General features: G+C 41.4%; 7 protein-coding genes. 1 reads left to right on the top strand and 6 read right to left on the bottom strand.

Annotation, left to right across the window (positions count from 1 at the left end):
- Positions 1 to 9 precede the first annotated feature (9 nt).
- Entirely contained in the window at positions 10 to 747 is a 738-nt protein-coding gene (locus IGK77_RS06770) for an amino acid ABC transporter ATP-binding protein (RefSeq protein ID WP_010735594.1), read from the bottom strand.
- 253 nt (positions 748 to 1,000) lie between these two features.
- Between IGK77_RS06770 and trpS the strand changes: the two genes are divergently transcribed.
- The gene (trpS, locus tag IGK77_RS06765; protein ID WP_019724057.1) at positions 1,001 to 2,014 is read left to right on the top strand and encodes a tryptophan--tRNA ligase; all 1,014 of its coding nucleotides are present in this window, start codon (positions 1,001 to 1,003) and stop codon (positions 2,012 to 2,014) included.
- Positions 2,015 to 2,084: 70 nt separating this feature from the next.
- On the opposite strand, the gene pheT is transcribed toward trpS, so the two are convergent.
- From pheT to IGK77_RS06740, 5 genes are all read right to left on the bottom strand, one after another.
- Complete coding sequence (gene pheT, locus IGK77_RS06760; RefSeq protein ID WP_074799678.1) at positions 2,085 to 4,505, bottom strand: phenylalanine--tRNA ligase subunit beta; 2,421 nt, start codon at positions 4,503 to 4,505, stop codon at positions 2,085 to 2,087.
- 4 nt (positions 4,506 to 4,509) lie between these two features.
- Positions 4,510 to 5,553, bottom strand: a complete 1,044-nt coding sequence (pheS, locus tag IGK77_RS06755) for a phenylalanine--tRNA ligase subunit alpha (protein ID WP_071867821.1) — start codon at positions 5,551 to 5,553, stop codon at positions 4,510 to 4,512.
- A 308-nt stretch (positions 5,554 to 5,861) separates the two neighbouring features.
- Positions 5,862 to 6,203, bottom strand: coding sequence for a winged helix-turn-helix transcriptional regulator (locus tag IGK77_RS06750; RefSeq protein ID WP_019724054.1), 342 nt, complete (start codon positions 6,201 to 6,203; stop codon positions 5,862 to 5,864).
- A 66-nt stretch (positions 6,204 to 6,269) separates the two neighbouring features.
- Positions 6,270 to 9,989 (bottom strand): helicase-exonuclease AddAB subunit AddA, encoded by a 3,720-nt coding sequence (gene addA, locus IGK77_RS06745; RefSeq protein ID WP_074799679.1) that lies wholly within the window; start codon positions 9,987 to 9,989, stop codon positions 6,270 to 6,272.
- Positions 9,986 to 13,516: a PD-(D/E)XK nuclease family protein gene (locus tag IGK77_RS06740; RefSeq protein WP_074799680.1), complete on the bottom strand. Its 3,531-nt coding sequence runs from the start codon at positions 13,514 to 13,516 to the stop codon at positions 9,986 to 9,988. Before IGK77_RS06740 ends, addA begins: the two co-directional genes overlap by 4 nt.
- Positions 13,517 to 13,619 lie beyond the last annotated feature (103 nt).

The following is a 13,619-nucleotide window of genomic DNA, read 5'->3' as shown; positions in this document are numbered from 1 at the left end:
TTCCTCCTATCAATGATTGATTACTTTACTGATAAATTGTTTTGCACGTTCTTCTTTTGGATCATCGAAGAAATTGCGCACATCGCGACTATCTTCTAATACTTGTCCGTCCGCCATAAAAATGACACGATCTGCCACTTCTTTCGCAAAGCCCATTTCATGGGTGACCACGATCATTGACATGCCGTCTCTTGCCAATTTTTTCATTACGTCCAAGACATCGCCGATCATCTCTGGGTCCAAGGCAGATGTTGGCTCGTCAAATAACAGCATTTCGGGATTCATCGCTAAGCCACGAGCAATCGCTACACGCTGTTGTTGTCCACCAGATAACATGGAAGGATAGGAATCTTTTTTATCTAGCATATTGACTGTCTTTAAAAACTTTTCCGCATTTTTTACAGCAGTTGCCTCATCTTGTTTTAATACTTTGATTGGTGCCAATGTGATGTTTTCTAAAACTGTTTTATTGGGGTAAAGATTAAAATGTTGAAAGACCATTCCGACATTTTTTCTAATCTCCGTCAATTTTGTGTTTTTATCGCGAATATCAACATCATTGATCAAAAGCTTTCCTGAAGTGATTGTTTCCAAGCCGTTGATACAGCGAAGCATCGTACTTTTTCCTGATCCTGATGGACCAATGACAACGACAACTTCCCCTTTTTCAAACTCAAGATTGATGTTTTTCAACGCATGGAATTTGCCGTAATACTTTTCCACGCTATCAAATTTAATCATTGTCATAACATTACACTCCCATTATTATTTAGTAAGATTTCATTTAAAGATATATAATAGAACACATTATATCCGAAAGCGAAGCAACTTGTAAAGTTTCCAAGAAAATTCCTTTGTCTGTTTTCTTTTACCATTTGTATAAATAACGATTTCCTAATTGATTTTTTCAATGATTTTCGGTTTATCCTGTTGTTAATTCTGCAAAAAAACGGTAAGATATTAAGTATTAGTCTTAGAAATTACAAAGAGGTGTTCTTTTTTGAAAAATATTATTTTAACAGGAGACCGTCCTACTGGCAAACTACACTTAGGCCATTATGTCGGGTCCTTGAAAAAACGTGTAGAAATGCAAGCGGATGAGAACAATCAGCTGTTCGTAATGATCGCAGATATGCAAGCCTTGACTGACAATGCGAAAGACCCTGAAAAAGTGTCTTCCAATGTATTAGAAGTTGCTTTAGATTACTTATCGGTTGGTTTAGATCCTGCCAAATCAACATTGTTTATCCAGTCACAGATCCCTGAATTAGCTGAGTTGACAATGTATTACTTAAACTTAGTGAGTGTTGGTCGTGTGCGTCGTAACCCGACCGTAAAAACAGAGATCGAGCAAAAGAAATTTGGCGAAAGTGTCCCAACAGGATTTTTTATCTACCCTGTCTCACAAGCTGCTGACATCACTGCGTTCAAAGCTAATTTGGTACCAGTTGGTGAAGACCAAAAACCAATGTTGGAACAAACGCAAGAGATCGTCCAAAGCTTCAATCATACCTACGGTGAAGTGCTAGTTGAGCCGAAAGGCGTCTTCCCTCCTAAAGGGATGGGCCGTTTACCTGGAATCGATGGCAACGGAAAAATGAGTAAATCATTAGGAAATGGCATCTACATTTCTGATCCTGCCGATGTCTTACAGAAAAAAGTCATGAGTATGTATACTGATCCAAATCACATCCATGTCCAAGATCCAGGACAAGTCGAAGGCAATATGGTCTTTACTTACTTAGATGTTTTTGGTACAGACAAAGAAGCAATCGAAGAGATGAAAGCCCACTATCGTCGTGGTGGACTCGGTGACGTGAAAATCAAGCGTTACTTGATCGACGTATTAGAAGCAGAGTTCGCACCGATCCGCGCACGTCGTGAAGAATTGGCGAAGGACCCACAAGCCGTGATGGATATCTTACGTCATGGTAGTGAAGAAGCCGCTAAAGTTGCGGCAGCCACACTTTCTGAAGTGAAAGCGGCAATGGGCATCAATTATTTCAATCAGTAATCACACAAAAAAGCTGGAACAAAAATCATTGAATGATTTTTGTTCCAGTTTTTTCTTCTATTATTAAGGTTTAACGAATACTTGCATCGACTGTTTCTGTCAACGCCTTTTCAACCTTGCTCATTGCTTGGTTGATTTCTTCATCTGTCAACGTTGCTTCGGGATTTTCAAAGCTTAACGTATAGGCAACTGATTTATGCCCTGCTTCAATATTTGCTCCTTGGTAGACATCGAATAGTTCGACATTTGTCAAGAATCGGCCAGCAGCTGATTGGATCGTGCGGACGATTTCTTGATTCGTCACTTGTTCAGCTACTAACATGGCAATGTCACGCGTCACACTTGGGAATTTTGTGACTGGTCGGAAAGTGATGCCTTTTTGTGATGCTTCCACGACTGTTGCTAAATCAAACTCTGCCACATACGTTTCTGGAATATCGTAAGCTTTAGCAGTCATAGGATGTACTTGACCAACAAACCCGATCATTGTTTCACCTAAATAAATGGCTGCTGTACGACCTGGATGAAGCTCATCAATCGTTGTCAACGCTTGATAAGTGATTTCCTCTTTGATGGAAAGTTGTTCGAATACATTCTCTAATATTCCTTTTACTGTAAAGAAATCAACCGCTTGTGGCTTACTTTGCCAACTTTTCTCTTCCCATGTGCCAGATACCGCAAGAGCTACGTGAGTGACTTCTTGTGGCAGATGAGTCAACGGATCATTTTCTTGATAGAAGACGCGACCCACTTCATAAAATGCGACATCTGCATTTTTACGTGCAGTGTTATATTGGACGTTATCCAATAGACCACTGATCAGGTTCATACGTAAGACAGAACGGTCTTCGCTCATCGGCCAATCCAAGCGAGTGATGGCTGTTTCTTTCAAAGCGAATTGACGAGATTTATCTTCCGTTGTCAGTGCATAACTAATGGCTTCAGTTAGACCACTGCCTTCGAGTAATGTACGGATCTTTCGTGTTGTCGCTTGTTCTTGTGTCAAACTACCTGCAACTGTTTCGCCGCTTGGTAACGTTGAAGGCAAACGATCATACCCATAAATACGTGCCACTTCTTCGATGATGTCTGCTTCGATCTGGATATCCCAACGTCTTGGAGGCACAACAACAGTATAAGTTTCTCCATCGACGTGATAGCCGAATCCTAATGCTTCAAAGATCTCACTTACTTCAGCGACATTTAAGGCTGTGCCAAGGTACTGGTTGATGCGGTTCAATGTGATCTGTACTTCGACTTCTTTTGCTTGATACTCAGAACCTTTGACCGCTCCTTGTAATACTTCTCCTCCTGCTAAAGCAACGATCATCGCCGCTGCAACATCACTTGCTTCGCCAACGGTTCCTTTATTGATACCTTTTTCAAAGCGTGCAGATGATTCACTACGTAAATTGAAACGTTTTGCTGTGCGACGAATCGAGATTGGATCGAATAGAGCAGATTCTAACGCAACGGTTGTCGTTGTTTCCGTAATCTCTGAGTCTAGTCCCCCCATTACTCCAGCTAAAGCCACTGGTACTTGCCCATTCGTGATGACTAAGTCTTCTGAGGTCAATGTGCGCGTTTCGCCATCTAACGTCACGATGTTCTCTTCTTCTGCTGCATGACGCACCACGATTTCTTCTGAACCTAACTTATCATAGTCGAATGCATGTAACGGTTGACCGAACAATAATAAGATATAGTTTGTGATATCAACGACGTTATTGATTGGTCGGATTCCTTCATTCATCAAGATATTTTGTAGCCATTGTGGACTCGGTTGGATCTTGACGTTTTCAATGATGCGGATTTGGTATGCTGGTACCAATTCTTCGTCTTCTACTTTTACCGCAATTTTCTCTGAAGCTTTACGTTCAACTTCTACTAATTTTTCATCATTGAATGTCGGCGTTTGGCGGTAGATCGCGCCAACTTCGTACGCCACACCTCTCATTGATAACGCATCGGCACGGTTAGGTGTGATCGATAGTTCGATGATAGCATCGTCCATATCTAGATAAGAAAAGACTGGTTCTCCATTGACTGCTTCTTGTGGCAAATAGTAGATGCCTTCTGAATATTCTTTCGGTACGACACTGTCAGAATAACCGATTTCTTGTAAGGCACAGATCATCCCATTCGAGACTTGTCCACGCATCTTGCCTTTTTTGATTTTGACATTGCCCGCAATCCGTGAATTTGGTAAAGCCACGATGACTTTGATTCCTGCTTTGACATTTGGTGCGCCACAAACGATTTGTGATAATTCTTCTTCGCCGATGTCGACTTGACAGATCGATAGATGATCCGAATCAGGATGTGGAATACATTCCTTCACTTCTCCGACAACGATTTTCTTCAAGCCTTCTTCAGGTACAGTTACACCTTCGACTTCGATTCCTGTGACTGACATTTTGTCTGCAAGTTCTTGCGGTGTCACATTTGATAAATCAACGTATTGATTCAGCCATTTATATGATACTAACATTCTTTTACTCCCCCTTGAACTGACTTAAGAAGCGCAAGTCATTTTGATAGAAATTACGAATATCGTTGACCCCATAACGTAACATTGCGACACGATCTGGGCCAAGTCCAAAAGCAAATCCGGAGTATTCTTCAGGATCGATCCCTGACATTTCCAAGACATTCGGATGAACCATACCAGCACCTAAGATCTCGATCCAACCTGTGTGTTTGCAGACGTTACAGCCTGAACCACCGCATTTGAAACAGCTGACATCGACTTCAACAGATGGTTCTGTAAATGGGAAGTAGCTTGGGCGTAAACGGATTTGGCGATCTTCCCCAAACATTTTCTTCATCACGACTTCAAGTGTTCCTTTTAGATCACCCATCGTCACGTTCTTGTCGATCACCAATCCTTCGATTTGATGGAATTGATGACTGTGTGTTGCATCATCCGTATCACGTCGGAAAACTTTTCCTGGTGAGATCATGCGTAGCGCACCTTTTGAAAAATCATGTTTTTCCATGGTACGTGCTTGGACAGGCGACGTATGCGTACGGATCAAGATTTCTTCTGAGATATAGAAAGTATCTTGCATATCACGCGCTGGATGGTCTTTTGGTAAATTCATTCGTTCAAAGTTGTAATGGTCTGACTCGACTTCATATCCTTCAACGATTTGATACCCCATGCCGACAAAAATATCTTCGATTTCTTCCATGATCTGCGTCAAGATATGGCGTGTCCCTTGTTTGACTGAGCGACCTGGAAGCGTGACATCGATTGTTTCTTTTTCTAATGCTTCATTCATTGCAGCGGTTTCCAATACTGCTTTTCTCTCTTCGATTTCTTGTGTCAATAGATCACGGATCTCATTGGCAAAGCTTCCCACTTTCGGACGTTCTTCGGCACTTAGATCTTTCATTCCTCGTAAGACCTCAGTGATCGGTCCTTTTTTCCCTAATGTTTCGACACGGATTTGATTTAGTTCTTTCAAATCCTGCGCCTGCTTGATCTTGACGATCGTTGCTTCTTTCAAGCTTTCGAGTTGTGCTTGTAAAGACATGCGATTTCCTCCTTTAAATTCAACTACAAAAAAGACCTCATTCCTATCAAGGAACGAGGTCTTCGCGTTACCATCCTAATTTACGATCCCAACGAGATCGTACACTCATTTTAATAACGACAGATATACTGCCGGTCTGAAAAATCTCTCAGACGAACTCGGAAAGTGAACTTCATTTTTCAAACACAGGATCTGCTTTCAGTCCATGACAGATCTCCCTATACTGGTTTAGCCAAACTACTCTTTTTCGTCAACATTCTTTTTGTCTATTCAACTAAAAACTAGTGTACAAGATTTTTGATGCAAAATCAACTGCATTCTTCGGGTGTGACCCATTTCTCACTCCAAAGCTGCAACTGGACCATCGCTTTTTGTAGATCTGCCCCTTTTTCTGTCAGCATATATTCTGAACGGCTGGATTCATTACACGAAAAATTACGGGTAACGATCTTTTCTTTTTCAAGCTCTTTTAATCGTTCGACCAAGACACGGTCACTGACCATCGGGATTTTTGCAGAGAGATCAACAAAGCGCTGCGGACCATTTTCGAGTAATACATCGATAATCAATCCATTCCATTTTTTCCCTAAAATCGAGAATGTTTTTTCAAATTTGGGACACAGAATGAATTCTGTCTGTGTTAGCTCCATCTTACTCACCTCTTTTCATGAGTATAGCATATTACTTACAAAGTGTAAGTCCAGTTTGCTCACTTCTTATTCTTTATTAAGATTTATTATTTTCTTCGCCTGTAACAAAACCAAAAAGACATCTTGAACGGGTTTATTCAACGCTTCACTCAATGCACGTTGGTATAAGTTCAATTGCCCGCGGTATTTGCTGATGACCTTAGTGCTTTCCTCTGGGTTTTCAGGATGTAAAATAAAATCAGTCTTGAAATCATAAAGCTGCACGTACTCCCCAAAATCAAGGTATCCATCGACGATCCCATGGATCAATAATTCATCGTCTTCATTCGGGTAGTGATCGAATACCTTTTCTGCTTGTAGAAGCATTGAAAATGGTTGTTCGCGTTTCACTTTTTCTGGATGTTCGATCAGTGATCGGCCAAGGGTAGATTCATAAAACCATAAGATCGAATCAATCGGCACACGTTTCGCTACTTGTTCATCGACTAAACGTTTTTTGACGAGGGTTGTCAATTCGTTTTCGATGCTTTGTTTCGTCACATTTTCTAGCGGCAGCACTTGTAATAGGAAATGTGTCGCTGTCCCAATAGCTGTGGCAGAAACTTTACGCTCTTTTTGTACAAAGCGTGGTTCAGCTAATTGGTCTTGTGTATACCTGAAAGGCTGGGCAAAGGCTTTTTTATCACTGCTTTCCCAAGTCAAACGTGCCTCTGGAGAATCATCTGGATCTTCAAACAGTCGTTTGATCTCAGAAACCGATTGATAACTCGTTGTTTGTGCAGAAGCTTCATAAGGATAAGTGAAGGCTAAACGTGCTTGTAGCTCAGCCGTTAATGGTGTTTGATCTCCTTTTTGTTCTTCTGCTTGCTCTCCTTTGACTGTCAATGCTTGACGTTGTGTTAAAATCGCTTGTTGATCCATCCAGGTGATCGTAAAATCTCCCGGTGAATGTTTCAGTTGTGGTAAAGGCGTGACTTCTGGAAAATATTCGGTCATTTTAGGATGACGGATCAAGCTGTAACCGATCCAATTCATCAAGCTACTCGAACTTTTCAGGCGAATCACAGGATCTAACACTACATCCGTTTGCTCACTTGCCTCTGACCAGGCTTTGAACGTGTCTTCTTTGCTTTTGTACGAACCGACAATAAACAATTTTTGCTCTGCTCTAGTCAGTCCTACGTATAATTTACGCATTTCTTCGGAAAGCAATTTCTTCTGTTTGGCTAATTTGATGGCTTGATAAGGTAATGTGTCAAACAAGACCCGCGTGTCTGGCTCCATGTAGCGCACGCCCGCACCTAGTTTTTCTTCGAAGGCATAACGGTTTTTCAAGTCTTGTAGATTGAATTGCTTCGTCATATCTAATAAGAAAACGATGGGGAACTCTAATCCTTTACTTGCATGGATGGTCATGACACGAACGGCATTGTCACTAGAAGCAATCACTGGTTCCGCCAAGTCTTTGTCTTTCTCCTGCATTTTCTCAATAAATCGTACAAATTGATAGAGACCACGAAACGAGCTTTGTTCATAAGCTTTGGCACGATCCACTAACGCATACAGATTCGCTTGACGTTGTGCACCAGCTGGCAACCCAACGACATATTCTAAATACCCTGTTTGGTAATAGATTTCCCATAATAAGTCCGTGATCGAAGAACGCCGCGCGAACTCTCGCCATTGTTCCAGTTGCTCATTGAAATGAAGCAATTTAGCCGCTAATTCATCTTGGTTATTATTTTGATAAACTAAGACTGCATCATAGTAAGTATGTGCCTTATCGGCTAATCGGATACGTGCTAACTCTGGTTCGATCAAGCCCACGACTGGTGAACGTAACACTGAAGCTAATGGGATATCCTGATAAGGATTGTCGATCAATTGGAGCAATGAAATCATGATCCTGATTTCTGTCGCTTGGAAATAATTTTGGGCATCATTGAGTTCCAACGGAATATCAAACGTTTTGAATACTTCTAAAATCGTCAAATTATTTTTCTTCGTTGGTGTCAATAACACGATATCTTTGAATTCGATTGGGCGCTCTTCTTGACTTTTTTTGTCGTAGATCATGAATTTTGAATCGATCAATTCACGGATCTTCAAGCCAGTCATCAAGAGTTCACCTTCTGTTTTGTCTTCCAACATATCGTCTATCGGCAACTCGATTTCTGTCGTTTCTTGTTCCTTTTCATAGATCAAGACTTCTGGTGCAAATCGTTTATTTTCTGGGAATCCAGAAAAACCTAGAACCAGCCGAGCCGCTTCATCATAGGCGATTTGTCCGACGGTTGGGTCCATCAGCTGTTCAAAAATCAAGTTGGTAAACGCTAAGACTTCCTGCCTTGAACGGAAATTCTCAGCTAAGACGATTCGTCGTCCCCCTTTTTCTTCCGAGAATTTCTCATATTTATTGATAAATAGAGTTGGATCTGCTAAACGGAAGGAGTAGATCGACTGTTTGACATCTCCCACCATAAAGAGATTGCCTCTCTCCTCATCTGGCTCTCTGACCCAATAGAGCAATTCTTCTTGCAATTGATTGACGTCTTGGTATTCGTCGACCATGACTTCTTTAAACTTTCTGCGATAATAATCCGATGCTTCGCTTGGTAGCCACTCTTCCTCTGTTTGTTTCGTCAATATTTGCAACGCCAAGTGTTCCAGATCATTGAAATCTAGCACGCCTTTTTCACGTTTGCGCGCACTGAAACCTTCCATGAAAAGCTTTGTGACTGCTGTCATTTGTTCAACGAGGGGTAATGCTTTTTGACTCAACTCTTCGATTTGTGCAGGCGAAACTGGGAAATAGCTTTTGCCAATTTGTTGTAAGATTTTTTTGGCGCGGTCTCGCAAGTTTTTGACTTCAGCAGAACGTTCTTTCAACTCTGCTTTCCGACTGCTTTTGAAGGTCGAAAACGTCAGGTTTTCTAAACCTTGGTAAGCTTCATCCAACTCATCACTCAGGAAACGTTCATAGATTTGTTGGATACTTGCTTGTTCTTGTGAGACTTGATCAAACATCTTTTCAAGTCCTTCTTCTTGTGCCAAAACGACTATTTCTTCGTATAACTGCGTACAATGAAGGAGATCAGCTAAGACAAGTGGCCGGATCTGTTCTTGATACAATGCAGAAGCTGCTAATCCCTCTTCTAGCCGATACGCTTCTGGTAAACGATCCAACCAAGCCAACGGATCAGGATTTGCTCGGGCAAAATCATAGAGAGAAAATACGAGGTTAGTCAAACCATCGTCTGAGCGATCATTTGAAAAATTCATCGTCAGCTGAAAAAAACCTTCGCGATTTTCTGCATAGAGTTGTTCTCTGATCTCATCCCAGACATCTTCTTTCATCAAGATCGTTTCCGTTTCATCCGTCAACATCCGAAAGACTGGATCGATATCGATCAAATAGTAATATTTACGGATCACCGTTAAACAAAACGCATGGAGTGTCGAGATATTTGCGGTAGGCAGTAAAACAAGCTGTTTCGTAAAATGTTTTTGCCAGACCGGATCACTTTCACTATTGACTGCTTCTTGTAAGGCTACTTGAATCCGCTCTTTCATTTCTCTTGCTGCCGCTTCTGTAAATGTCACGATCAGCAACTCATCGATATTGACGCCCATTTTCAACTTTTCGATCACACGGCGGACTAACACAGTCGTCTTACCTGAGCCGGCGGAAGCCGAAACAAGCAGGTTGTCGCCTTGGTCAAAAATGGCTTGCCATTGTTCATCGGTAAAACGTTCATTTTCCGGTTTTAAAGGAATTGATGTCACTCGTCTTCACTCCTTTTTAGTATTCTGCGCAATGCTTCATCTTTATCCAGCTTTTCTAAACGATGATAATTATTTTCTTTAAGCATGACGTCAAACGTACATATACTTCTGAACGGACAATGCTCACAAGCAATCCGTTGTTTATCTTTGTAAGCTGGATTCAGTTTGATCTCCCCTGAGGTGATCGCTTCACCCGCTAAACGCATATTCTCACGATTATGGTTCATAAATAATTGAAGTTCTTCTTCTGTATAGAACTTCTCTTTACTATAACTACCCTTTTGTAATTCGTCTTTGGCGTTTTTCTTCACTGGATAGATCAACGAACTTTCTTTTGCTTCCAATGAATGATCGAGCACTTCTAACAGACCGGGATCATCGACAAAAACACCGTCATAGCTGAATTTTTTCAACGTATTTTTCTCGACATCTGTCGTATCTGTCAAAACTGGATTATGCACATGCAAGTAATAGGAGCCTGCTGGTTTGACTGCAGCTTTCCCAGTCAATCGTACAGCATCCATCAATGCCACATCAAGATATGTCAATAGTTGCATCGCCATGCCGTAGTAAGCTTCCGTCACATCAAAAGAACGACCACTTGATTTATAATCGACCACACTCAACCACGTATCACTTTGTTCAGTTGCTACATCGATGCGATCGATTTTTCCACGAACGTGGAGTTTCCCACCCTTGTCTAAAGGTATTTCCAATCCTGGAATCCCTCGTGCGCCAGCGATCTGTCCGAATAAAATCTCTGTTTGCAATGGCTTCATGCCCGTATTCTTACTTTGTTTTTGTAACGCCCATGCCACTTTTTGGATCGTCTGCCCTAATTGGTAACGAATATAGTTCATCCGTGCAGAGCTATCTAAAATCTCAAAGCGTAATTCACCAAATACTTCTTGTAAGACTTTTTCGGTAAATTCTTGTCGCTCTTTCTCCGACATCGCCACAAGTGACAGTTGATTCGAGAATAACAATTTGAAGAAGCGATCCAATGATTCATGATAAAAGTCCCCAGTAGCAGCTGGTGTCAACCCATAGATATTACGTTCTTTCAGCTTCAAACCAAACTGGACAAAGTATTTATATTCACAGTTATAAAAGTTTTCCATGCGTGAGATCGACGTGTAGATTTCTTTGCCATAAAGAGCTTCTGCCATCTCTTCTGATAAGGAAACTGGTACATTCAGATGATCTTGACTTTCAAAAATCGTCAATGCAAAATTTCGTTGGTCAGAGCGTAAAACTAACTCTTTTAATTGTTGCCAATAAAGGGGTACTGCTTGTTTGGCTTCTTTTGCTAAACGATAGACCCGATTGATCGTATTGATCCCACTACGGTAAGTGCCAACGTAACAATCTGGCTTACTCGTCAATTGCAACTGGCATTTTGGCTCGACTGGAACACCTAGATAGTCAACGACTCGTTTCAAATACGGAGACATTTTCAAGCGATTGGTATCATAGCTTTGCGCATAGCTTAAATACAAACGTTCCGTTCCCGAAGCAAAGACTAAATACGCTTGGAAAGGTTCGAAAGACATACTTTCTTTTGCTGGATCGAATAAAAATTGATCCTCGCCTAAACCTTGATTCAACGCTTCACGTTCTTCGCTCGATAATAAGCCTTTAGTTTCATGACGATCTGGAAACACTTGGTCATTCAAGCCTACCGCAAATGTTACTTTTGCTTGATTAGGTCGCACAAGTTCCAAGCGGTTGATCCTCACCTGGTCGATTGCCGTAGGGATTTTCCCATAGCTAAGATTTTCTAGCCCACTCGTGATGATCTCTTGAAATAATGACCAGTCGAACGCTGTTTCTCCGTAGATCAATGAATACTCGTCCAAAAGATCCATCAACGCCCCCCACGTTTGCTCATGATTTCTAGCTGCAGCTAATCCGCCACGTGCCACTTCTTGGTCTCGCCAGAAAAGCAATTGTTGTTGCACGCCGCTTTCGATCAAGAAGCGATAAAACAAAGTGACAGCTTCTTGACCTGTTTGGCATTTTTTGATGTTCTTCAAAAACACCGGCACCATGTCACGAAAAAGTCTCCGGATCGTATTTGATTGCTCTTCCAGTTGTTTGACGTCTTCTAGCTGTTCTGCTTCAAAATCATAGGCAACAAATTGCCAATCTTTCTCACGGAGCCAATAATTGCCTTGGTAGTTGTAAGCTAGTGCTACGTTTTCCGTGATATCTAAATTCGTGCGGAATTGATTTCTAGTAGCTTCCCAAGTAGCCAGATCGAGCTCTTCATCTGTCCGACCGATCGTCAACTCCGTCTTGAAGAAACGCATGATATCGTTTAAACGGTATTGATAACGATCCAAAGCAAATAAGCTGTTGATCCATTCAATCAGTGGGTGATTTTCCATCAGTTGCTCTTCATCCAGATAAAAAGGGATCGACATCTCTTGAAAAATCGGACGCAGTAGATTTCCATAAAGCGTCATATCCTTCGTCAACACTTGGATATCTCGATACCGAAAGCCTTCTTGACTGACCAAACGTCGGATCTCCACCGCTAATTGCCGGACTTCTTCCGTTGGATTCTCCGCCTCCCACAGATGTAGTGTCTCTTGCGCGCCAAGTTCAACAGATTGGCTTTTCTGATGGCTGGAGGTCTCTTCCCACATTTGTTGTAAGGTTTGAAGTTCTTTTGGATATTCCCGATTCGGTGCATAATGATCGACAGAGACAGGAACATTCAATTCTCTTGCTGCGTTAAGTAGTTGGAAATAGACCTTCCCTGTATTGAAAAACAAGGTCAACGGATCTGGTAGATCAGATTTGTAGGGGCGATCCAATAGCAAATCCACCACAAGATGCCCTTTTTCCATCATTTTTTGCAGCAACTGGTATTCTTGAGCATTGATCCGGGCAAAACCACTCACTAAAAACTTGATCTTGTGGTAATCCTGTGTCGCCATATAATTTGCTAGTACAGTCAACGCGTCTTCAGATTGTAGCGCACGTTGGACTAATTCCTCTTCGAATGCCGAGAAGATCAGTTGTAGATCCTTCATTTTCAATTGTCGGTCTTCTTCTTTTGGCGACTCTCCTGTCACAGAAGTGAGCAAATCAACAGGCGAAATTTTTCCGACTTGCAGTTCGCTGTATAGCTCTTGTAGTTGACGGATAAACCCTTTTTTACGGATTTCTCCACGAAATATCGTCAATTCTTCTTGTTTTTTTTCTAGGATTTGGCGAAGGATCATTGCTGAACCAGATTCGGTCAATTCACTACCTGTCAGCAACGTGGTTTGTTGTAATAAGTACCAAGCCAAACGATAGAAACTGAATACTTGCATATTCGTTGTGCTAAATGAGCTTTTTCCGCTTTTTTTTCGCATCTCAGCGAGTAATTCTTGCTCTTGTTCAAATTTATTATAGTTAGGTACAAGGAAAAATACTTGATTGTCTTCATCTTTTTCAAGCCAAGCGGCGGCTTCATCGATCAGTGCTTTGCGGTGGTCTTTTTGACCATTCCCTAAGATAAATTGTAACGACACCTTATTGCCTCCTTTTCCTGGTTGATATACCTCTTCATTATAACAAAGATAATTGAACATTTGTTCTATTATCGTTTGAATTTTGGAAAATAAAAAAGCCGGA

It is taken from the genome of Enterococcus sp. DIV0806c (assembly GCF_051710905.1).
Taxonomy (GTDB): Bacteria; Bacillota; Bacilli; order Lactobacillales; family Enterococcaceae; genus Enterococcus_B; species Enterococcus_B mundtii.
This window is presented reverse-complemented; position numbering and strand designations above follow the sequence as displayed.